At 41.5% G+C, this 23214-nt stretch carries 23 protein-coding genes and 1 other annotated feature; all 23 genes read right to left on the bottom strand.

What is annotated here, in order from left to right:
* Positions 1-7: 7 nt before the first annotated feature.
* The 23 genes from pyrE to spoIIGA all read right to left on the bottom strand — a co-directional run bounded on the left by pyrE (position 8) and on the right by spoIIGA (position 23117).
* Positions 8-655 carry an orotate phosphoribosyltransferase gene (gene pyrE, locus FBF83_RS02635; RefSeq protein WP_136945577.1) on the bottom strand — a complete coding sequence of 216 codons (648 nt, stop codon included), beginning with the start codon at positions 653-655 and terminating at the stop codon, positions 8-10.
* Entirely contained in the window at positions 639-1364 is a 726-nt protein-coding gene (gene pyrF, locus FBF83_RS02640) for an orotidine-5'-phosphate decarboxylase (protein WP_136945578.1), read from the bottom strand. Before pyrF ends, pyrE begins: the two co-directional genes overlap by 17 nt.
* Positions 1337-2278 carry a dihydroorotate dehydrogenase gene (locus FBF83_RS02645; protein ID WP_136945579.1) on the bottom strand — a complete coding sequence of 314 codons (942 nt, stop codon included), beginning with the start codon at positions 2276-2278 and terminating at the stop codon, positions 1337-1339. Before FBF83_RS02645 ends, pyrF begins: the two co-directional genes overlap by 28 nt.
* Positions 2275-3042 carry a dihydroorotate dehydrogenase electron transfer subunit gene (locus tag FBF83_RS02650; protein WP_136945580.1) on the bottom strand — a complete coding sequence of 256 codons (768 nt, stop codon included), beginning with the start codon at positions 3040-3042 and terminating at the stop codon, positions 2275-2277. The genes FBF83_RS02645 and FBF83_RS02650 overlap by 4 nt, the downstream gene beginning before the upstream one ends.
* Positions 3039-6248 (bottom strand): carbamoyl-phosphate synthase large subunit, encoded by a 3210-nt coding sequence (gene carB / locus FBF83_RS02655; RefSeq protein ID WP_136945581.1) that lies wholly within the window; start codon positions 6246-6248, stop codon positions 3039-3041. The genes FBF83_RS02650 and carB overlap by 4 nt, the downstream gene beginning before the upstream one ends.
* Entirely contained in the window at positions 6241-7329 is a 1089-nt protein-coding gene (locus FBF83_RS02660) for a carbamoyl phosphate synthase small subunit (protein ID WP_136945582.1), read from the bottom strand. Before FBF83_RS02660 ends, carB begins: the two co-directional genes overlap by 8 nt.
* Positions 7329-8609, bottom strand: a complete 1281-nt coding sequence (locus FBF83_RS02665) for a dihydroorotase (RefSeq protein ID WP_136945583.1) — start codon at positions 8607-8609, stop codon at positions 7329-7331. The genes FBF83_RS02660 and FBF83_RS02665 overlap by 1 nt, the downstream gene beginning before the upstream one ends.
* Positions 8609-9508 carry an aspartate carbamoyltransferase catalytic subunit gene (locus tag FBF83_RS02670; protein ID WP_136945584.1) on the bottom strand — a complete coding sequence of 300 codons (900 nt, stop codon included), beginning with the start codon at positions 9506-9508 and terminating at the stop codon, positions 8609-8611. The genes FBF83_RS02665 and FBF83_RS02670 overlap by 1 nt, the downstream gene beginning before the upstream one ends.
* A 148-nt stretch (positions 9509-9656) precedes the next feature.
* On the bottom strand, positions 9657-11006 hold the full coding sequence (locus FBF83_RS02675; protein WP_420875105.1) for a solute carrier family 23 protein: 1350 nt from the start codon (positions 11004-11006) through the stop codon (positions 9657-9659).
* Positions 11007-11109: 103 nt separating this feature from the next.
* Entirely contained in the window at positions 11110-11652 is a 543-nt protein-coding gene (gene pyrR, locus FBF83_RS02680; RefSeq protein ID WP_136945586.1) for a bifunctional pyr operon transcriptional regulator/uracil phosphoribosyltransferase PyrR, read from the bottom strand.
* Between the two features lie 199 nt (positions 11653-11851).
* The gene (locus FBF83_RS02685; RefSeq protein WP_136945587.1) at positions 11852-12766 is read right to left on the bottom strand and encodes an RluA family pseudouridine synthase; all 915 of its coding nucleotides are present in this window, start codon (positions 12764-12766) and stop codon (positions 11852-11854) included.
* Entirely contained in the window at positions 12766-13227 is a 462-nt protein-coding gene (gene lspA, locus FBF83_RS02690) for a signal peptidase II (RefSeq protein ID WP_136945588.1), read from the bottom strand. Before lspA ends, FBF83_RS02685 begins: the two co-directional genes overlap by 1 nt.
* 167 nt (positions 13228-13394) lie before the next feature.
* Positions 13395-16151 (bottom strand): isoleucine--tRNA ligase, encoded by a 2757-nt coding sequence (gene ileS / locus FBF83_RS02695; protein WP_136945589.1) that lies wholly within the window; start codon positions 16149-16151, stop codon positions 13395-13397.
* 78 nt (positions 16152-16229) lie between these two features.
* Positions 16230-16445, bottom strand: a binding site (T-box leader).
* Positions 16446-16519: 74 nt separating this feature from the next.
* Positions 16520-17032: a DivIVA domain-containing protein gene (locus FBF83_RS02700; protein WP_048309868.1), complete on the bottom strand. Its 513-nt coding sequence runs from the start codon at positions 17030-17032 to the stop codon at positions 16520-16522.
* An 88-nt stretch (positions 17033-17120) separates the two neighbouring features.
* A complete protein-coding gene (locus tag FBF83_RS02705; RefSeq protein ID WP_136945590.1) occupies positions 17121-17894 on the bottom strand; it encodes an RNA-binding protein in 774 nt (257 codons plus the stop codon).
* Positions 17894-18169, bottom strand: coding sequence for a YggT family protein (locus FBF83_RS02710; protein WP_136945591.1), 276 nt, complete (start codon positions 18167-18169; stop codon positions 17894-17896). Before FBF83_RS02710 ends, FBF83_RS02705 begins: the two co-directional genes overlap by 1 nt.
* A 9-nt stretch (positions 18170-18178) precedes the next feature.
* A complete protein-coding gene (locus FBF83_RS02715) occupies positions 18179-18613 on the bottom strand; it encodes a cell division protein SepF (protein ID WP_136945592.1) in 435 nt (144 codons plus the stop codon).
* Positions 18614-18640: 27 nt separating this feature from the next.
* Positions 18641-19318, bottom strand: coding sequence for a YggS family pyridoxal phosphate-dependent enzyme (locus FBF83_RS02720; protein ID WP_136945593.1), 678 nt, complete (start codon positions 19316-19318; stop codon positions 18641-18643).
* Position 19319: 1 nt separating this feature from the next.
* The gene (gene pgeF, locus FBF83_RS02725) at positions 19320-20150 is read right to left on the bottom strand and encodes a peptidoglycan editing factor PgeF (RefSeq protein WP_240687955.1); all 831 of its coding nucleotides are present in this window, start codon (positions 20148-20150) and stop codon (positions 19320-19322) included.
* 92 nt (positions 20151-20242) lie between these two features.
* Complete coding sequence (locus tag FBF83_RS02730) at positions 20243-20512, bottom strand: YlmC/YmxH family sporulation protein (RefSeq protein ID WP_048309878.1); 270 nt, start codon at positions 20510-20512, stop codon at positions 20243-20245.
* 70 nt (positions 20513-20582) lie between these two features.
* Positions 20583-21362, bottom strand: coding sequence for an RNA polymerase sporulation sigma factor SigG (sigG, locus tag FBF83_RS02735; RefSeq protein ID WP_048309880.1), 780 nt, complete (start codon positions 21360-21362; stop codon positions 20583-20585).
* An 83-nt stretch (positions 21363-21445) separates the two neighbouring features.
* The gene (sigE, locus tag FBF83_RS02740; protein WP_136945594.1) at positions 21446-22165 is read right to left on the bottom strand and encodes an RNA polymerase sporulation sigma factor SigE; all 720 of its coding nucleotides are present in this window, start codon (positions 22163-22165) and stop codon (positions 21446-21448) included.
* Positions 22166-22199: 34 nt separating this feature from the next.
* Entirely contained in the window at positions 22200-23117 is a 918-nt protein-coding gene (spoIIGA, locus tag FBF83_RS02745; RefSeq protein ID WP_136945595.1) for a sigma-E processing peptidase SpoIIGA, read from the bottom strand.
* Positions 23118-23214 lie beyond the last annotated feature (97 nt).

Consider the following 23214-nt stretch of genomic DNA (forward strand, 5'->3'; position numbering starts at 1 on the left):
ACCCCTCCTAAACGGAGAGATTTTTCAACTGCTCAAGCCAGTCTTTCGAACTTGGATTGTCACGCCAGTCAAGCAGTGATTGAACCTCTCTTTTCTCAATCATACCCGTTTCAACTGCACTTGTTAACAGCTCATCGAAATTGGTGAGCGTTTGCCACGCAATTTGTTCTGCTGCAAACTGCTCTCTTCCCTTTTCCATACCATATGTAAAGATTGCAGCGACACCAAGCACTTCCGCACCAGCAGATTGTAATTGCTTAACAGCCTCGATCGCACTTCCACCTGTTGATATTAGATCTTCAATAACAACGACTTTCTGTCCTTTTGACACTATTCCTTCAATTACATTTCCTTTACCATGCCCTTTAGCACTACCTCTCACGTATGCCATAGGTAACTCCAAGCTATCGCTAACCCATGCAGCATGTGGAATACCAGCTGTGGCTGTTCCAGCAATTACTTCTGCTTCAGGAAAATGATTTCTAATAATCGCAACTAAACCCTCAGCAATTTCTTTCCTTACTTTCGGATAGGAAAGCGTTAATCGATTATCACAATAAATAGGTGATAGGAGGCCTGATGACCACGTAAATGGTTGCCATGGCTGAAGGCTAACGGCTTCGATCTCAAGTAATGCTTTAGCGATGGACTTCATGAGTAATCCCCCATTCAGATTTTAGTTTAACGTAGGCTGCTAATGGATCAGGTGAAGCGGTAATGCTACGGCCAACCACAATGTAATCACTACCTAATGCACGTGCCTTAGTTGGTGAACATACACGATTCTGATCTCCTGCTAGATCGCCTTCGAGCCTGATTCCAGGTGTAACAGTTAAGAATTCGTCTCCACAAACTTCTTTAATCATCGGGACTTCAAGCGCAGAACTCACCACACCATCAAGGCCACTCTCTTTCGCTAAACTTGCTAGTGTGACAACACTATTCTTCATATTCAACGTGATTTGTAATTCTTTACGTAGCATTTCTTCGGATGTACTCGTAAGTTGTGTTACACCTATACACATCGGGCGTTTCTCTCCTGCTCTTGTTCCTGCTTCCAAACCTTCCATCGCTGCGCACATCATACGCGAGCCGCCGCTTGCATGGACATTTATAAGATCCACACCAAGTCCTGCTAGACCTTTCATTGCCTTGTTAACGGTATTTGGGATATCGTGTAACTTCAAATCAAGAAAAACGCTATGACCACGTTGCTTCAACTCATCAACTAACTTCGGTCCGTACTGATAGAACGCCTCCATTCCTACTTTTACAAAAAGGTGCTCTTCTTTAACTACTGTTAGAAATTCATCTAAGTCCTGTTTCTTTGAGAAATCTAATGCGAGGATGATTGAAGGTTCCATTCTTTTTTCCAGCTCCTTCCTGTTAGCTCCGAAATATGATTAACACCTAACTCATCAAGAAGTACAGGTAGTGATTCAATAATTGTTGGACAAGTGAATGGGTCTACGAAGTTTGCAGTTCCAACTGCGACAGCACTTGCTCCAGCAAGGAAATATTCTATAACATCTTCAGCCGTCTGAACCCCACCCATGCCTATAATTGGTATACTAACTTGCTGACTGACCTGATGAATCATTCGAATAGCAACAGGTTTAATGGCTGGACCTGATAACCCTCCAGCTCCATTAGCAAGAATTGGCTTTCCTGTTTTCAAATCAATCCGCATTCCGAGAAGGGTATTGATCATCGTAAGCCCATCTGCACCTGCACTCTCTACAACCTTTGCTATTTGGACGATATCCGTCACATTTGGTGAAAGCTTCACATAAACCGGAACATCTGAAACATCTTTTACCGCTTTTGTCACTTCATAAGCTGTTTCTGGGACAGTCCCAAACGCTAGCCCTCCCTCTTTCACATTTGGGCAGGAAATATTTAATTCAAGTGCATGAACGTTCGATGCAGTTGATATTCGTTTAGCAACTGCAACATAATCGTCAATCGTTGACCCTGCAACGTTTGCAATGATCGGTACATCATACTGAGATAGCCAGGGAAGTTCTTCATTCATCACTTTTTCAAGCCCAGGGTTCTGAAGACCGATAGCATTCAACATACCTGATGTTGTCTCTGCTACACGAGGCGTAGGATTGCCAAAACGAGGTTTCTCGGTAGTTGCCTTTACCATAATGGCGCCAAGCTGATCCAACTCATAGAACTGACTATATTCACGACCGAACCCAAAGCAACCAGAAGCAGGCATGATGGGGTTTTTCAACTGAAGACCTGGAAGCTCAATGTGTAATCGACTCATAGAACAACCTCCCCAGCCTGGAATACTGGTCCATCACTGCACACTTTTCGATAGGCGAGTCCTGTTTCATCTCCTTGTACATGACAAACGCAGGCGAGGCATGCTCCTATGCCACAACCCATTCGCTGTTCAAGGGATAAGTATACGCCTTTCTTAGCTGGAAAGCTTTCGAGTGCACGAAGCATTGGAGTGGGTCCGCATGCAAATAAGTAATCAACATCGTGATTAAGCTGATTCGTTACAAACCCTTCTTCGCCGTAGCTTCCATCTGCAGTTGTAATTGTAACAGGACCAAATGCCTTGAATTTCTCTTCATAGAAAACAACTGCTTCTGTCTGAAAGCCGTGAACATGCTTGACCGTGACTCCACGTTTCGTAAGCTCCTGTGATAGGTAATAAAGGGGTGGAACACCAATGCCACCGCCAACTAGCCACGCCGTGTCTCCCGCTCCTAAGTTTCCAACTGGAAAGCCCTGACCAAGTGGCCCGAGAAGGTCAATTTCGCCCCCCGGGACCATCTCAGATAGCAATCGCGTACCTTTTCCTTCAGCGCGATAAATCATCGTCAATAAATGTTTCTCAGGATCAACGTGACAAATACTAATCGGCCTTCTTAATAATGGATTAGATCCCATTCCCGCTTTCACATGAACAAATTGGCCAGGTTGAAAATGGTCATCGATCGCTTCGTGGTAAACAATTGCTTCAAAAATGGAAGAAGCGATTTTTGTTTGGGAGACAAGCTCAGCTTTTATTTGTCTCATGAATGAACCACTTCATTTTCATGAAATTTTGGCATACTGGTGCTTGTGAACGTCATCGTTTCAATCACGCGCAACAATGCTTTCGCAGTATCGAGTGATGTAAAGCATACGACACCATTTTCAACCGATTCTCTTCGGATTCGGAATCCATCTCTTGCTGGCTGCTTCCCTCTTGTTAGGGTATTGATAACAAACTGCGCCTGTCCTTCTCGAATCACATGAAGTAAGTTAGGCTTCTCCGCTCCAATTTTATTTACAACCGTAACAGGGATGTTCATGTCACGAATGAGCTGCGCCGTACCTTCTGTTGCAAGAATATGATAGCCAATTGCATGGAATCGCTTCACAATATCTGTTGCTTCTTCTTTGTCTTTATCAGCAATCGTGAACAAGACAGACCCGTGTGTTGGAATCTTCATCCCAGATGCGACTAGTCCTTTGTAAAGAGCCTTTTCAAGCGTACAGTCACGACCCATTACTTCTCCTGTTGATTTCATCTCTGGTCCGAGCGTAATGTCAACACGGCGCAGTTTCGCGAAGGAGAAAACAGGAACCTTTACATACACATCTGCTCTTTCTTCTCCGTAGCCTGTTCTGTATCCAAGTTCGTTTAACGTCTTTCCAAGGATTACTTTTGTTGCTAGGTTTGCCATTGGTACCCCTGTAATTTTACTTAAAAACGGAACCGTCCGGCTTGATCTCGGATTAACTTCAAGCACATAAACCTGCTCATTCTGGATTACAAACTGGATATTTAGAAGCCCCTTAATTCTCAACCCTCTTGCAAGTGTAATCGTCTCCTCAATTAACGTAGCTTTCACTTCTTTTGATAAGCTCTGAGGTGGATACACTGCGATTGAATCGCCTGAGTGGATGCCAGCTCGTTCAATGTGCTCCATTATTCCTGGGATAAAGACTGTCTCACCATCTGAAATGGCATCAACCTCGATCTCTTTCCCCATTAAGTAGCGGTCGATCAAAACAGGATGCTGGGGATTCACCTTAACAGCATTCTCCATGTAGTGAAGAAGCTCGCTCTCTTTATAAACAATTTCCATCGCTCTTCCACCAAGTACATAGGATGGACGTACAAGAACTGGATAGCCAATTCTTGTTGCAATAGTGATCGCCTGGTCAATCGATGTTGCTGTTTTCCCTTCCGGTTGAGGGATGTTAAGTTCAGCCATCGCCATTTCAAATTTATCACGATCTTCTGCTCGGTCCATATCTTCAAGCGAAGTTCCAAGGATATTCACGCCGCGGGCTGCCAGCTCATCTGCTAGATTAATAGCCGTTTGCCCACCGAACTGTACGATCACACCTTTTGGCTTCTCTAGCTCGATTACATGCATCACATCTTCTACTGTTAGTGGCTCGAAATATAGCTTATCTGAGATACTAAAATCCGTTGACACAGTTTCAGGATTGTTATTAATGATAATTGCTTCATATCCTGCTTCACGAATAGCCCACACACTATGAACAGTTGCATAATCAAACTCAATTCCCTGACCGATCCGGATAGGACCTGAACCAAGAACAAGAACACTCTCTTTGTTTGTTTTATATGATTCGTTTTCTTCTTCATAAGTCGAGTAATAGTAAGGTGTTTCAGATTCAAATTCTCCAGCACATGTGTCTACCATTTTATATACAGGCTGAATAGCTTCTCTCATACGGAGTTCATAGATTTCAAGCTCGGTTTGATTCCATAGTTTTGAGATGATTTCATCTGAGAACCCTTTTTGTTTCGCTTTAAGTAAAAGATCTAGATTTCCTTTGTTCTCTTTTAACTTCTCTTCGAGTGCGATGATTCCCTGTATTTTTACTAGGAAGTAATAGTCAATTGCACTCCAATCATGAACCTCTTTAATTGTTACTCCGCGTCTAAATGCTTCAGCTACAACAAAAATCCGCTCATCATCCGCTACTCGAATTCGTGCTTCAATTGTCTCATCATCAACCCCTCCTAAAGAAGGGATGGCTAGATGACTCACATTCGATTCAAGAGAGCGAACCGCTTTTAGGAGTGATTCTTCTAATGTGCGACCGATGGCCATTACTTCTCCCGTCGCTTTCATCTGAGTGCCTAATTTACGATTTGCACTTTCAAATTTATCAAATGGCCAGCGTGGGATTTTAGAAACAACGTAATCAAGAGCTGGTTCAAAGCTTGCGTATGTTTTACCTGTTACAGGATTTTTCATTTCTGCTAGTGACAATCCAACGGCTATTTTCGCTGCAAGTTTGGCAATCGGATATCCGGTTGCTTTTGAAGCTAGTGCCGAAGATCGACTAACTCGGGGATTCACTTCAATGATGTAATACTGAAAGCTGTAAGGATCAAGCGCTAACTGAATATTACATCCTCCTTCAATTTTCAAGGCGCGAATGACTTTAAGTGCAACGTTACGAAGCATCTGGTAATCGCGATCTGATAAGGTCTGACTTGGAGCTACAACAATCGAATCACCTGTATGAATGCCGACTGGATCAATGTTTTCCATATTACAAACAACGATTGCCTGATCCTGTCCATCACGCATTACTTCGTATTCAATTTCCTTAAATCCTGCGATACTTTTTTCTAGTAGACATTGTGTAACTGGGCTATACTTTAAACCGCTACTCACGATCTCTTCTAACTCTTCGTCGTTGTTAACGATACCTCCACCAGTTCCACCTAATGTGTAGGCTGGTCTAACAATGACGGGATAACCAATTCTCTTTACAAACATATAGGCTTCATCAAGGTTATGAATAATGTCGCTTTCAGGAACTGGTTCATTTAACTCATGCATCAATGTTCTAAATTGATCTCGGTCTTCTGCCTGCTGAATCGCTTCAAGGCTTGTGCCAAGAAGTTCAACCTTATAGTCACGAAGAACGCCTGCTTGTGATAGCTCCATAGCAAGGTTAAGTCCGGTTTGTCCTCCAAGCGTTGCAAGAAGAGCATCTGGTCGCTCTTTACGAATAATTCTACTAACAAAATCAAGGGTTAGAGGTTCAATGTATACTTCATCTGCAATGGTTGTATCAGTCATAATTGTAGCTGGATTAGAATTAACTAGAATAACTTCGTAACCCTCTTCCTTAAGAGCCTGGCAAGCTTGAGTACCTGCATAATCAAACTCTGCAGCCTGACCAATCACAATCGGTCCTGATCCGATGACAAGTATCTTCTGAATATCTGTGCGTTTAGGCATATGTTTTTTCCCCCTTGAAAGTTGTAATCAATGTGATGAAATCATCGAACAGCGCATTCGAATCTTCAGGTCCTGGAGACGCTTCTGGATGATATTGAACACTGAATGCGGCATGCATAATGTGCTTAACACCTTCTATTGTTTCGTCATTAACTGCAATATGTGTAATTTCAAGATCTGTGGCTTCAAGTGACTTCGCTTCCACTGTGTATCCATGGTTTTGTGAAGTAATTGCAACGCGACCGGTTCTAATGTCCATGACTGGGTGATTAGAACCCCTATGCCCAAACTTCATTTTCTCTGAGTCAGCTCCGCATGCTAACGCGAACAACTGGTGTCCGAGGCAAATTCCAAACAGTGGGATTTTACCTAGAATACCTTGAATCATCTCAATTGCTTCTGGCACATCTTTTGGATCTCCAGGTCCGTTACTTAACATCACACCATCAGGGTTCAAACGAAGAATTTCTTCTGCTGATGTATGATAAGGAACGACAACGACATCGCACTTTCTTTTCGTTAGTTCACGAAGAATGCCGTGCTTCATTCCGAAATCAACTAAGACTATACGATATCCGCGACCAGGACTCGCGTATGGGGCTTTTATTGATACCTGTTCCACCTGATTGCGTTTAAGGGGTGTCTCACATAAGTCACGAACAATTTTCTCAGGATCAACGTCCATGCTACACATTTTTCCTTTTAGCGTGCCGTTTGCACGAATAAGCTTCGTTAATTTTCTAGTATCAATACCCTGCAACCCTGGAATCCCTTTTACTCTAAGAAGCTCATCGAGCGTCATTTCGTTTCTCCAGTAGCTTGGTACCTCTGTTGCTTCTTTTACGATCAAACCATGAACAGAGGGGTTAATTGATTCGAAATCATCCCGATTAATGCCATAGTTACCGATAAGGGGATACGTTAACGTTACAATCTGGGCACAGTAGGATGGATCAGATAAGATTTCTTGATAGCCGGTCATTCCTGTATTGAAAACTACCTCTCCACTTTTCTCCATATCGCTACCAAATGCTTTTCCTACAAAAATAGATCCATCTTCTAGAATTAATTGTCTCTTCATCATTGATCGCTCCCTTTCGCGTATACCATTTTCCCGCTTACAAATGTATTTACTGGCCACCCTTTGCAAGTCCATCCGGCAAAGGGGGTGTTTCTGCCTTTTGAGAGAAATGTTTCAGGATTGATTTCTTCCTCGTGTGATAATTCAATGATCGTAATGTCTGCCTTCACACCATTTTTTAAAGTTCCATATTCAAGTCCAAATGCAGTGGCCGGTTTAATTGTTAACCAGTCAACAAGCTGCTTTAATGTAAATGTTCCATTTTCAACAAAGTTCGTATACAAAAGTGGAAAGGCGGTTTCAAGTCCTACGATGCCAAACGGTGCCTTTTCCATCGAATTTGATTTCTCTTCAGCAGAATGTGGCGCATGATCTGTTGCAATAAAATCAATTGTTCCATCCAAAAGTCCTTCAATAAGAGATTCTCTATCTTCTTTCGACCGAAGAGGAGGATTCATTTTGTAATTCGTATCAAGCCCTGGGATATCATCCTCTGAAAGAAGCAAGTGATGCGGCGTTACTTCAGCTGTAACGTTAATACCTGCTCTTTTTGCATCACGCACCGTTCGGACAGACTCTTTCGTACTAATGTGGCAGACATGGTAATGAACACCCGCTGCTTCCGCTAGTAGAACATCTCTAGCAATATGTACCGATTCACACACTGATGGGATGCCATTTAGTTCGTTCATTTTTGAAAATCGTCCTTCATGGACACTCCCACCGTTGATGAGCGTGTTTTCTTCACAATGTGCAACAATTGATAGATTGCTAGTCGCTGCGCGTTTCATTGCTTCTAGCATCATACCAGCACTCTGTACACCTACACCGTCATCCGTCAGTGCGAATGCTCCGCTCTCTTTCAAACCTTCAAAATTAGTAAGCTCTTCTCCAAGTTGTCTTGTTGTTATTGCGCCATATGGAAGAACACGAACGTGTGCAGTATCTTCTATTTTCTTAACTAACTGTTGCATTGTTTCTACACTATCAGGCACAGGCCTCGTATTAGGCATGGCTGCAATGGTTGTAAACCCGCCTTTTGCAGCTGCTTTTGATCCCGTTTCAATCGTTTCTTTGTGCTCGCCGCCAGGCTCTCTTAAATGAACGTGTAAATCGACAAGTCCTGGTACAAGCAAATTTCCTTTTGCGTCAAATGCACTGTGACCTGCAGGATCAATCTCGCTTGCAATCTTCTCAATTGTTCCTTCTTTCGAAATAAGCACGTCCTGCTTTACCAAATCTCCAGTTTCATTAATGAGTTTTGCATTTTGTATTAGCATCACACGACCATTCCTTTCTGAGTGTTTTGTAAGAGTAGATTTAGACAAGCCATACGAACATAAACGCCATTTTCCATTTGTTTAAAAATTCGCGACCGTTCGCATTCAACTAGTGTTGTATCAATCTCTACTCCTCTATTAACAGGAGCTGGGTGCATGATGATGCTGTGTTGTTGCATTCGCTTTTCTCGCTCAATTGTTAATCCGTAAGATTCTAAATAAGTTGAGGATGTGTTGCTTTTCGTACTGTGTCGCTCATTTTGGATCCGTAACAACATCAGTACATCTGCCTGTTCTACAGCTTCATCCATTGTGATATATGGAAATTCTGACATTCTCTCATCCTGCCATTCTCGTGGACCAGAAAATGTGACGTGCGCACCTAATCTCTTCAATACACTCGCATTTGATCGCGCTACTCTGCTGTGCCTTATGTCCCCAGCTATGACAACTTCGAGACCTTCGAATTTGTTGAATTCCTGTTGAATTGTGAACAGGTCGAGAAGCGATTGAGTTGGGTGGTGACCACATCCATCTCCGGCATTAATAATAGAAAGTGAAGTGTGATTAAGAAGGGATTCAAAATACCGTTCATCTTTATGCCTAATAACGACAGCATTTGCTCCAATTGCTTCAAGAGTCTTTATCGTATCGTAGAGACTCTCACCTTTTTGCAGACTAGAAGAGGAAGTTTCAAAATTCATAACCTCATATCCCAACCTTTTCTCTGCCACTTCAAAGCTAAATCGTGTTCTCGTTGAAGGTTCAAAGAATAGGTTTGCGACGAACTTCATTTCAGAATCGTGTATCACTTTCCCATTTCGGAGATGCTCAGCCTGTTGAAGAATTTTGTATATCTCATCAATTTCTAGAGAAGTCATATCAAGTAAATGCTTCAAGTCACTCACTCCCCAGTTATTAGTTTATAAGCTCAAATTTTCATAAAAAAAGCACCCTGAGAGAGTCTCAGGGTGCAGAAAGGTAGACGTGTAGTGCGCCTCTTTTCCCACCCTTAAAGGTCTCTCTGTACCTTTTTAAAGGATGATCTTATGCAGCTGTATCTGTATTATCAAGATCTTCTTCAAACATTTTTTCCACTGACTGCTGAGTAGCGCCACCAGGTAGAATCAAGTTAAGAACAATTCCTATGACTGTTGCAAGTGCCATACCAGCTATTTGAAGGTTATCACTTACTTGTATAAACGCTCCTCCAACTCCAATCACAAGGATGACTGAAGAAATGATCAGATTCCGTTTTTCACCAAGATCGATTTTGTTATCAATCAGCATACGTAGTCCTGAAGAAGCGATAATTCCAAAAAGGAGAATCGAAACTCCGCCCATGACGGCTGTTGGGATTGTCGAGATAACTGCTGTTACTTTTCCAATAAATCCAAAGATAAGTGCAAGCACTGCAGCTCCACCGATAACGAACACACTGAAAACTCTCGTAATCGCAAGTACCCCAATGTTCTCACCGTAAGTTGTGTTTGGTGGTCCTCCAAGGCAAGAAGCAATAATCGTTGCAACACCGTCACCAAGGATCGAGCGGTGGAGACCAGGGGTTTTCAAGAAATTCTTTCCTGCTACTTTACTTAGAACCATTTGATCTCCAATATGTTCAGCAATTGTTACAACTGCAATTGGTACCATGATAAAGAGAATTTCCCACGAGAACACACTTGCAGGGTTATAATCTTTGAATGGGATAATGAAGTCTGGCATTTGGAACACCGCTGCTTCACGAATTGGCGTTAGATCAACGATTCCCATGAAGTAGGCGAATGTGTAACCTGAAACGATTCCGATCAAAATTGGAATTAGGCTGAAAAATCCCCTTAGAAACATCGAAGCAAGAATCGTTACTCCAAGCGTCACAAGTGCTACTGTAAAATGTGTTCCACTATAGGCTTGCGTTGCTGGATTGTTCATTGCCATGTCAATGGCAGTTCCTGCAAGTCCAAGTCCAATGACCATAATAACCGGCCCAACGACGATTGGCGGTAGAAGTTTCAATAACCAGTTCAATCCTAGTGCACGAATTCCAATCGCTACAAGTCCGTAAACAATTCCTGCAAAAAAGCTTCCAATCATTGCCCCTTCAGGACCGTGCAGGGATACAGCCGAAATAATCGGTGCGATAAAGGCGAATGAAGAACCAAGGTACGCTGGGATTCTTCCTTTTGTTATTAGTAGATAAGCTAGTGTTCCAAGTCCGCTTGAGACAAGGGCTACTGCTGGATCGAGTCCTACTAGAAATGGAACTAATATCGTAGCGCCAAACATGGCGAATAAGTGCTGTAAGCTTAGCGTTAGCCAGCTGGATGCTTTTGGAACGTCTCTAATACCTAATACTTCTTTCATGTTGTTTCCTCCTTGGATGTGCTTCCCGGCCATAAAAAAACTCCTTGCATGGCCGCAAGGAGGTACACGCGTATCCTAAGTGGAACGCGTCTCCTCCCTTGGCCGTCTCTCTGGACGATTTTAAAGGGAGCACGATTTACGATTGTGTAATGCTTACCTGATCAAAGTCATCAACCTCTGTCAGGGCAACTTCAATAATTTCCTCACTAGATGTTGGTAAGTTTTTACCTACATAATCGGGGCGAATTGGCAATTCCCTGTGCCCGCGATCAACAAGCACCGCAAGTTGAATCTGTGATGGACGACCGAGATCCATAAGCGCATCCATTGCTGCGCGTACCGTCCTACCTGTGTAGAGTACGTCATCAACGAGAATCACTTTCTGATTAGTTACATCTTTCGAAATGCTCGTTCCTTTAATATGGGGATCTTGATCCTTATTTTTGTGGGTAAGATCATCTCGATACATCGTGATGTCTACCTCTCCAACAGGTATAGCCGATCCTTCTATCTGTTCAATTCGTTCAGCCAAGCGTTCTGCTAAATATATACCTCTTGTTTTAATGCCAACAAGCATCGTATTTTCAATTCCCTTGTTGCGTTCTAGAATTTCATGTGCAATGCGGGTAAGCGCTCTTCGAATCGCTTGATCATCGAGTAGAATTCGTTTGTTATCCATGACGGTTACTCCTCTCTCTTTATGCATCACTACTTTTTTCGTTAAAAAAACCCTTTTGCCATGAGGGCAAAAGGGTTTTGGGCATACAAATGTACAGAGTGTACATAGCCATTTTTCCTTTGCAGCCTCACGGGACTGTCGTTAAAGAGTATGCTATTGTCTAACAGAAGTATGGCAGAGATCGAAGGTTAAGTCAACCTTAATCTTGTCTAAGCCGTTTAAGCAGTCTTTCGATATCTTCAGGAATTGGACTAGAGAATTCGAGCCATTCATCTGTTACAGGATGTCTAAATCCTAATACGCCAGCATGAAGTGCCTGTCCGTCAATTGGCAATGATTTTCTTCTTGGTCCGTACTTTGGATCACCTGCAACAGGATGATCAATATACTTCATGTGCACACGAATTTGATGCGTTCTCCCCGTTTCAAGTTGGCACTCTACATACGTATATTGCTGGTAACGTTCAAGCACTCTGAAATGCGTTACAGCATTACGGCTATTCTCGTCTGTTACGGTCATCTTTTGGCGATCTTGCTTATCTCGTCCGATTGGTGCATCAATTGTACCAACATCGTGTTGGATATTGCCATGGACAATCGCCGTGTAGCGTCGATTAACTGTTTTAGCTTGAAGCTGCTTTACGAGCGATTCATGCGCTTTATCGTTCTTTGCTACCATCAATAGGCCTGATGTGTCTTTATCGATACGGTGAACGATTCCAGGACGCACAACACCGTTGATTCCACTTAAATCATTTACTTGATGCATTAAACCGTTAACAAGCGTGCCACTAGCATGACCTGGCGCTGGATGGACAACCATCCCCCTCGGCTTATTTACAACGAGAACATCAGCATCCTCATAAACGATTTCAAGGTTCAAATCTTCAGCAACGATTTCGAGTTCTTCAGGTTCTGGAACGGTAACCTCAATTTCGTCACCTTCAGAAGCTTTATAATTCCCCTTTACGGCTTCACCGTTTACTTGAATGTTCTCGTCCTTAATCCATGTTTGGACCTGGCTACGTGACCAGTCGTTTTCGTAGGAGGTGATGAGCTTATCAATTCGCTCTCCTTTTTCTTCTTCCGATACTTTAAATGTAAATTTTTCCATTAGTTTTCCCCTTTAGCCTGCTTACTTTCAAATATTGTACCAATAAAAATGAGAATAACTCCGACCACTAGAGATGCATCCGCAACGTTAAAGATCGGGAAGTCATATGAGAAGATAAATGTATTTACAAAGTCAACCACTTCTCCTCTTAGTACTCGATCTATAAAGTTCCCAATTGCGCCTCCTAGTATAAGTGCGAGCGTTACACTCACGAAACGGCTATGTTTGTACTGTTGCATATAATAAATAACCGCACCAATAACAAAAATCGTAATGATATAAAAGAAAATCATCTGTCCTTGAAGGATTCCAAAGGCTGCGCCTCTGTTTCGATGTGAGGTCAGATAAAGAAAGTCGTTAATTAGCGTAATGCTTTCCCCATATTCCATATACTTTACAACTAGCCATTTTGTCACCTGATCAAGAAAAATGATGCCAATGGCTATAAGATATTTCCACACGTGCGCTCCTCCGATCAAATGTTACTTCCTATGAAAGTTTAGCACAGCTTACCTCAGCAGACAATCCAAACTCAATCTTCTTCATCAAACTGTTGGAAAATGAAGATTCTCCTTCAGCATGAAGCAGCAAAAAGACGCTTTGCCAAGCAAAGCGTCTCTTCTTCTACTTAATAATGATTTTTCACCGTTTCAGCACAGCTCGCACAAAGAGTTGGGTAGTCAGAATCTTCTCCAACGTCCTTCTTCACTTGCCAGCAACGTTCACATGTTTCACCTTCAGCAGGGGAAACAAAGATCGCTAGCTCATCATAGGTTTTCGCTTCTTCTGGAGCATCTGCCTTAGTTCCAGCTACGGATGCTGCTGAAACAATAAACAGCTTCTCTAAATTAGCAATGCCTTCAAGCAACTCTTTCGTGCCTTGATCAGCATAGATGTGAAGTTGTGCAGTAAGAGACTTACCGATTTTCTTCTCATTACGAGCTTCTTCAAGTGCTTTAAGAACCTCATCACGAAGTTCCATCACATGATCCCATTTCTGCTCAAGCTCTGATGTTCCTTCAAAGTTTCTAACTTCAGGCATATCAGAAAGCTGAACATATTCTTCCTTCTCACCAGGAACAAACTGCCATACTTCCTCTGCCGTATGAGGAATGATTGGAGAAAGAAGCTTTGTAAGGGCAACAGCCGTTTGATAAAGAACAGTCTGGATCGCTCGACGCTTAGGATGATCTTCGTGTTCGATATAAAGCGTGTCCTTCGCGATATCGAGATAGAACGAACTCATTTCTGTTGTAAAGAAGTTATGAATGGTATTGTATACTGTTAAGAATTGATACTCATCATACGCTTTCTTCACTTTAGCAATTAAGTTATTTAGCTTCACAAGCATATATTGATCAAGTTCACCTAGCTCCTCATATGCAACTTGATGCTGAGCTGGGTCAAACCCTTCTAGATTACCAAGCATAAAGCGGAACGTGTTACGAATTTTACGGTATACTTCCGCAACCTGTTTCAAGATGTCATCCGACACGCGAACGTCAGCTTGATAGTCAGCTGATGATACCCACAGACGAAGAATGTCAGCGCCAAGCTGCTTCATTACATCGTTTGGCACCATCGTGTTACCAAGCGACTTACTCATCTTTTTACCTTCACCGTCAAGGATAAATCCGTGACTTAAAACAGCTTTGTATGGAGCTTTACCTGTTACTGCAACAGCTGTTGAAAGAGACGAGTTAAACCATCCACGATACTGATCGGAACCTTCAAGATATAAATCAGCTGGACGAGCTAGATCTTCTCGCTCCTCAAGAACAGCCTGGTGAGATGAACCTGAATCGAACCAAACATCCATAATGTCCATTTCTTTACGGAACTCTCCATTTGGACTGTGCTCAGAAGTAAATCCTTCTGGGAGGAGATCTTTTGCATCCCATTCAAACCAGATGTTAGAACCATGCTTACGGAACAGTTCAGATACATGAGCAATTGTTTCATCTGTAATAATTGGTTCATTGTTTTCTTCGTAGAACACTGGGATCGGAACACCCCATGCTCGCTGACGTGAAATACACCAGTCTTCGCGATCCTTCACCATATTGTGAAGACGAATTTCACCCCACGTAGGGAACCACTTCACATCCGCAACAGCTTGAAGAAGTTCAGGACGGAATTCTTTAATAGAAGCGAACCACTGCTCTGTTGCACGGAAAATAATTGGCTTTTTCGTACGCCAGTCATGTGGATATGAGTGTGTAAAGAACGTGAGCTTAACGAGCGCGCCAACTTCTTCAAGTTTCTCTGTAATTGGCTTGTTCGCTTTATCGTAGAACATGCCTTCAAAGCCTGGTGCTTCCTCAGTAAATACACCCTTCTCATCTACAGGGCAAAGGATATCAAGCTTATACTTTCTTCCGATCATGTAGTCATCTTCACCATGTCCTGGCGCTGTATGAACGCAACCAGTACCTGCGTCAAGCGTTACGTGGTCACCGAGAATCACAAGAGATTCGCGATCATAAATTGGATGCTGAGCTGTTACATACTCAAGCTCGCTACCTTTAACACGCTTAAGCTCATTAACATTGCTCCACTCAAACTCTTCCTTCAACTGATCAACAAGCTCTGTTGCAACAATATACTTATGACCATCTGCTTCAACAACGCTGTATTCAAACTTCTCGTTAAGGGCAATAGCAAGGTTTGATGGAATTGTCCATGGTGTGGTTGTCCAGATGATAAATTTCTCATCACCTTCAAGTACATCCTTACCGTCTTTTACGTCAAATGCAACATAGATGGAAGGAGAGCGCTTATCCTGATATTCGATCTCTGCTTCTGCTAAAGCAGATTCTGAAGTAGGAGACCAGTAAACGGTTTTCTTATCTTTGTAGATGTATCCTCGTTTAGCCATCTCACCAAACACTTTAATTTGTTGTGCTTCATAACCTTTATCAAGCGTAATGTATGGATTATCCCAATCTCCTCTTACACCTAGACGCTTGAATTGCTCACGCTGACGATCAACTTGTTTGAGCGCATATTCTTCACATTTCTTTCTGAATTCAGCAACTGTTAATTTTTTGCGATCAACGCCCTTTTTTGTTAATGCCTGTTCAATAGGGAGACCATGCGTATCCCATCCTGGTACGTAAGGTGCATTGAAGCCGTTCATTGACTTATAACGAACAATCATGTCTTTTAGAACTTTATTCTCCGCATGTCCCATGTGAATATCGCCGTTAGCATATGGAGGGCCATCGTGTAGGACGAAAAGAGGGCGATCCTTCGTTCTGTCCTGTACCTTTCCATAAAGGTTGATGCTTTCCCATTCTTTCTGCATATCGGGTTCTTTATTAGGCAAATTCCCTCTCATTGGGAATTTCGTTTTTGGCATTAAGAGCGTTTCTTTAAAGCTCATGGGGTTTCCTCCTTCAAATTATAACGATGTGACTAAACGATAAGATTATAAAAACCAAAAAAACCTTCTCATCCCTAAAAAAGGGACGAGAAGGTTTTTCCCGTGGTACCACCCAACTTAAGCGCATGTTGCGCTCACTTTGCATTCGTAACGTGAATGATTCGCCGAAGCTTACTTATCGTTCAGCACGGGACTCAGGGGCGATCTTCTCTGATTGCTTAACACCAGGCTCACACCATCCCCAGCTCGCTTTGTTAAGTAAGAATCAGATACTCTTCCCTTCTTAGTCGATCGTTATTGCTATTAATAAAAGTATAGTGTAAATAAAATTAAGAAGTCAAGGAAATGACAAATAAATTATAATTGCCTTATGCTTTTTCTTCGATTTGTTCCTGCTGTTGCTCTTCTTCTTCATCAAAACGAGCAACTAGCCCATCCCAATCTTCATTATTTAGCATTTCAAGCTGCGCCTCAACAAGCATACGAAAACGAGTGCGATAAACAGCAGCTTGCTTCTTGAGCTCTTCATTATCCATGGAGATTTTTCTTGCCTTCGCAAGTGAATCGTTGATAATTCGATCAGCGTTCTTTTCCGCTTCTTTTACAATCAATCGTGATTCTTTCTTCGCATTTTGTCTTACTTCTTCAGCAGTTTCCTGTGCTACAAGAATCGACTTATTTAACGTTTCTTCAAGATTAGAAAAATGACCAAGCCTTTCTTCGAGAAGCTTCACTCTCTCATTAAGCTCTTTCTTTTCTCTAATAACAGTCTCGTAATCTTTAATTACCTGATCTAAAAATTCATTAACTTCATCTTCATCATAACCGCGGAATCCGCGAGTAAACTCTTTGTTATGAATATCTAATGGTGTTAAAGGCAATTCAGCCACCTCCGATTTACTCTCATTCATATGTCCAGCTTAAACGTATTTCGACAATCAGTTGGAAATTCCTTTTAATTATGACAGATTATTTTCGTATATGATAAGTTATTCGCCATTTATCTCGCTTTGTTTTACCATCAATTGAAATAATTTTACTTCTTCCAAAGCTTCTAAGAGATAGATAGTCTCCAGCAGCAACTTCTGAAGAAGGCTGGCTAATGACTTTCCAATTCAGTTTAGCTCGATCATGTTCAATCATGGTAGACACTTTTGTTCTAGAAAGGTTGTACACTTCCGCTAGAACAGTATCCAATCGAAGACTAGATACTGTTCCATTTTGCTCTTCCCATTCCGCTTCAAAAACACGCAACTGAGATAATTCTATTTCTTCAGGTGAAATAGATGCTTTTCCTGCCTGAGTTAAATTCATTTTCACATAATCCGCTATCTCTTTCGCAACAATTAATTGAGCACTTTTATCTTGAACGATAATATCGCCAAATTTATCACGTTTTAAACCAAGTCCCATCATAGCACCCAGTAAATCAGGGTGTGATAGGGATACAAATTTAGCTGGATATGTAATTTCAAAAGCAGTCAACTCAAAATCACCAGGCGAAACTTCTATGTATGGTGGAACGAGCAAGGCACGCTTCCGCTCTGTTCCTTCCACCCCTCCTGAGAAAGATACACCAACGTCAGGATGATTCCCTATAATTTGTTTGATCATATCCTGCTCTCGTGGATCGAGAAAATCCGTCAGCTTCGGTGCATATCTTTCCTCGACTTCATCTTGCCATTGCAACACACGGTCAACGAACGTCCGTTCTTCCGGACGAAAATGATCATATATGGACATTAACCTATCATACTAAAGAGAGCGTAAATACCATATTGAACGAATTGCAGAGCAAAAATCGCGACGATTGGAGAAATGTCCAACATGCCACCAATTGGCGGGATAAACTTTCGAAACGGTGCCAAATATGGTTCTGCAATAGATGCGATCATCTGACCGATTGTAGATTCTCTAGCATTAGGAATCCAAGACATGAATATATAAATGATGAGAATCCATGTGTAAATTTGTACTGCTGATACTAAAATTGAAGCAATATTCAAATCGTTCACCATCCTTATTGACTAATCTTCATAAATTTCATCTGTAATATTACCAGAGATCTCGACGTTATCCGGTGTACATAAAAACGTATCAGGGCCAAGTTTCTGTATATCTCCACCGACAGCATAAACGGTACCACTTAGAAAATCCACTATTCTTCTAGCTTGATCGTGAGGAATGCGTTGAAGGTTCATGACCACAGACTTTCGATTTTTGACGTGATCGGCAATATCCTGAGCTTCAGCATACACTCTTGGTTCGACCAGTACAACTCTTGAGTTCTTTTGAACGCTTTGAAGGCTAACAACATTTTGCTTGCTCTGCTTGCGGTTAGTCCTGCTTAATTCAGCAGGCTCCTCTTCTTCAATATATTCATCTTGCTCATACTGCTCACCTAAATCTATGGTTTCATCGTCAAGTTCAAAGAACTGTTTGAATTTCGTTTTGATTCCCAATTCCCTGCACCTCCTGGCAAGCTTATTTTATTTTTCATTACCAACTAGTGATGATCCTATTCGAACAAACGTTGCGCCTTCTTCAACAGCGATCTCATAGTCGTTAGACATTCCCATTGAAAGTTCTCTACACGGGGCATGTGCAATCGAGAGGTCTTGTACAGTTTCACTAAGTGTACGAAGTGTCTTGAAAACATCACGAATTTCCTCTCTATTTTCCGTGTTTGGAGCCATAGCCATTAAACCAACAACCTTAATCATAGGGAAATCCTTCAAAGATTCTATAAACGGAATCGTTTCATCAGGTGACAATCCATGCTTTGACTCTTCACCTGAAACGTTGACCTGTACGAAACAATTTACTTCTCGACCTGTTCTTTTCTGTAATTCCTTCGCAAGTGAACGGCGGTCAAGTGAATGAATGTAATCAACATGCTCAATAATTTCCTTCACTTTACGAGATTGCAGAGTACCTATGAAATGCCATGAAGGGTCCGTTCCTAATGCATTTACTTTCTCTAAAAGCCCTTCGTCACGACTCTCTCCAAAGTTTGTGACTCCAGCATCCAGCGCTTCCTTTGTTCGGTTAACGCTCACGTATTTTGTTACTGCAATAACCTTCACATCTTTTGATTCACGTGATGAACGTTCGCAAGCTTCGCTAATGTTACGAGTAATCGTTTCTAAATTTGCTCTTACATTCACGTTAATGCTTTACCTCCTCAAGTCCTATGTACCCCATCATTCTACCAGTTTTGCCATTCTCACTACGGTGTGAGAAAAACAAATTGCTACAGCTTGTACAGTAATGACTAACGACTATGTGATTTTCCTTTATTCCAGACTTGAGAAGAAGTTCTTTATTTACCTCTTTTAAATCAAGCTGATATTTACCGTTTTCTTTCTCATCAAAAAGTCCCTTTGAGTTGGTAACCCTCTTGACCTCATTGATCACACCTTCATCTACTTCATAACAGCATTTCCCTATTGAAGGACCAATTGCAACTTGAATATTCTCATTCTTAATTCCATCCTTATTCCAGGCACTAATCATCTCTCCTGCAATATTCTTCGTCGTACCTTTCCACCCTGCGTGGGCTATTCCAACTCTTCCCGCTTCTGGTGCATAAAAGTATAGTGGTACACAGTCTGCATATAGTGCTGTTAAGAGAATGTCTTTTTCATCCGTATATATTCCATCCACACCGCTGATCGCACTTTCATGATTTTTGGTACCCCGGCCTTTTTCGTTCGAAGTCACTTTTGCTAGTGCGGCACCATGAATTTGTTCACCAACTACCCATTTTTCGGGAGGTATTCCTACATCATCCGCAAGCTTATTTCGGTTTGCTAGTACGTCTACTGCGTGATCTGGTACATGGAAACCTAGATTCAAGCTAGAAAACGGAGCTAGGCTAACTCCGTTTCTACGGGTGGAAAAACCTGCTGTTAACCTGCTTCCCCGCTCAGCTTGATCTGAAAATTCAAGTGCCAGTGATGTTATAGCAGTTGTCTGTTGAAACGGTTCTTTTGCCACAATTACACCCCTTTATTGCCTGAACAAGTTTATACCTTATTTTATCATAATTTGTTGAAGCAAAGGGTATAGATTGCTAGATCTTTCCTCTCTTATGATTCTTTTTGGTACGGTTCACCATCGGACGTATCCTGATGTCTGACCAAAATAACATCTGATCCAATTTTCACGATGTTACGCCATGGAATAACAACGTCACTTTCCCTTGCGAATAAGCCCATCATTTTACCTGGTCCAGGAATCACAATCGCTTCTATTTTTCCAGTCGTTAAGTTAATTTCTAAATCAGCGATGTGTCCAAGTTTTCTCCCATTCGAAACATTTACAACATCTTTTACTTGAAACTCAGAAATTTTTATCATCACGCACCCACCTTTCACCTCATTATATGAAAAGTAGGCAAAAGAAAAGACCTGTTTCACAGGTCTCATTCTAACTTTGAATGTTTTTGTTCATTTGATGGATAGCCGCTTTTTCGAGACGGGACACTTGAGCTTGCGAAATTCCAATCTCATCTGCTACCTCCATCTGCGTTTTCCCTTGGAAGAATCTCATTTGAAGTATCATATTTTCTCGTTGATTCAATCGCGTCATTGCTTCTTTTAGGGCAATATCCTCCAGCCATTGAATATCTTTTTGTTTATCATCACTGATTTGATCCATTACGAAGATAGGGTCGCCTCCGTCATTGTATATAGGTTCAAATAGTGAAACTGGATCCTGAATAGCATCGAGTGCAAATACAACTTCTTCTTTTGTTACACCCAACTCTTTTGCAATCTCAGTTGGGTTTGGTTCTCTTGAATTCTTCGTCATCAATTTATCTCTGATCTGGAGAGACTTATAAGCGATATCGCGTAATGATCGAGATACTCTAATCGGATTATTATCACGCAAATATCGTCTGATTTCACCGATAATCATCGGCACCGCATAAGTAGAGAATTTCACGTTTTGCCCTAAATCAAAGTTATCTATGGATTTCATCAGGCCGATACAACCAACCTGAAAAAGGTCATCCACATATTCTCCTCGATTGTTAAACCGCTGAATGACGCTTAGAACAAGGCGTAAATTGCCATTCACAAGTTCTTCACGTGCAGAGATATCCCCTTCCTGCATTTGTCTAAAAAGAATTCTCATTTTCTCATTTTTTAGAACTGGAAGTTTGGATGTATCTACTCCACAAATCTCAACTTTGTTTCGTGTCAACTCATTCCCTCCTCATCGGAGATGCTGTCAAAGTAAAGTATCTCCGCGGGTGGGAATTTTATGCATATGTCATGTTAGAATGCTTACACCATTTTGTTGAATTCCTTTTGAAGCCGTTTTATAATGCGCTTTTCAAGCCTTGAAATATATGATTGGGAAATTCCTAGTAAGTCAGCAACATCTTTTTGGGTCTTCTCTTCTTCGCCTGCTAGCCCGAACCTTAGTTCCATAATTTGCTTTTCTCTAGCATTCAGCGTTTCAAGTGCTTTGACAAGGAGCCGTCGATCCACACGAGCTTCAATCCCTCTTGTAATAATATCTTCATCTGTTCCAAGTACATCAGATAACAATAGCTCATTGCCATCCCAATCAACATTAAGTGGTTCATCAAATGAAACTTCTGATCGAATTTTATTATTCCTCCGAAGAAACATAAGAATCTCATTCTCTATACAGCGAGAAGCATAAGTTGCAAGTTTAATCTTTTTTTCTGGATTGAAGGTGTTAACGGCTTTAATTAAACCGATCGTACCAATGCTAATCAAATCCTCGATATTAATCCCTGTATTTTCAAATTTTCTAGCAATGTAAACAACAAGACGTAGGTTTCGTTCAATTAAGATTGATCTTGCAGCCTTGTCGCCTTTTGGAAGTTGAATTAATAAATGCGCCTCCTCATCTTTCGAGAGAGGAGGAGGAAGCGCTTCGCTTCCTCCTATGTAATAAATTTCGTCTGGCTTAATTCCAAGTTTCATTAATAATCGTTGCCACAAAAGCACAAGTTTAATTCTTATTTTCCCCATCCAGAATTCCTCCCTGATTGTCTTTTTTTCACTCCTAAGACGCAGTGGCTTTATGTCCTGTCAACATTTTCGGATGAAGGATACAGCTATACTCTTTTTCGCCAGAAATGGTGTGAAAGCTTAAACCAACAAGAACCTTCTTTACAGTAATGGCCCGATCATCCATGGAAATAATCACTTCATCAGGTTTTATGGCACATAAGAATTGATGATCTTGTCCGACAGCACGGAACGGGACAATTCTAAGTCTATGTTCCCATTTATCCACCTCTCCTTCTTCTTGAAAGTCGGTTACATTCTTAGCTTTTTCAATAAAAGTTGTAGGAAAATGTTCGGCGTGGACTGTCATATCTAGGATCATTACAGGTGAACCGCTTAAAGGATCTTGTAGTTGGTTTCCACTATCAATGAGTGCAACCGCTGTAATTGTCTGGTCATCAATATGAATGACCACATTTGCTAGTTGATCATAATGAATCTTTGTCGCTTCAAGATTATCAACTCTCTTTTTTGAGAACCACCAAATCGATGGAAACCCAACTAATACAAAAAGCCAGCTGACTGGATCCCCAAACCCAGTCCCTTGAGTTGCGACAGCACCGTTATAGACCGTTACTTCTTGTTGCAGAAAATAATGGGCACCCATCATTCCTCCACCAATCATAAACGTTACAAAATAGAACAATAGCCAGCATTGAAAAAAACTACGAAATCTGTTGAAACCAAATGTTACACTTACAATCACGAGAGAATACAACAATTTAATGATAGGATTTACCATGAAAGAGAGTCCTGGAATAAAAAGAAAAACCACATAAAAGGAAGCAATAAGAGCACCGATCGCAAGTCGTCGTTTCTTAACTTGTCGCTTCAGGAGTAAAGCGGTTAGTGCGAGTAGCATGTAATCAAAGCAAAAATTCAACAGCCAGATCACATCCAAATATACAGCCACCGGTTGCCTCCCCCCTCGCGATTTTGATTATTAGTATAGACTACATTGCATTGAAAAACTGTCAGATTGTGCTGCTTAGACCGAGGTTATTTTGGAT

Origin of the sequence: Guptibacillus hwajinpoensis, from assembly GCF_005144865.1 — a bacterium.
In the GTDB taxonomy this organism is placed as follows: Bacteria; Bacillota; Bacilli; order Bacillales; family Guptibacillaceae; genus Guptibacillus; species Guptibacillus hwajinpoensis_A.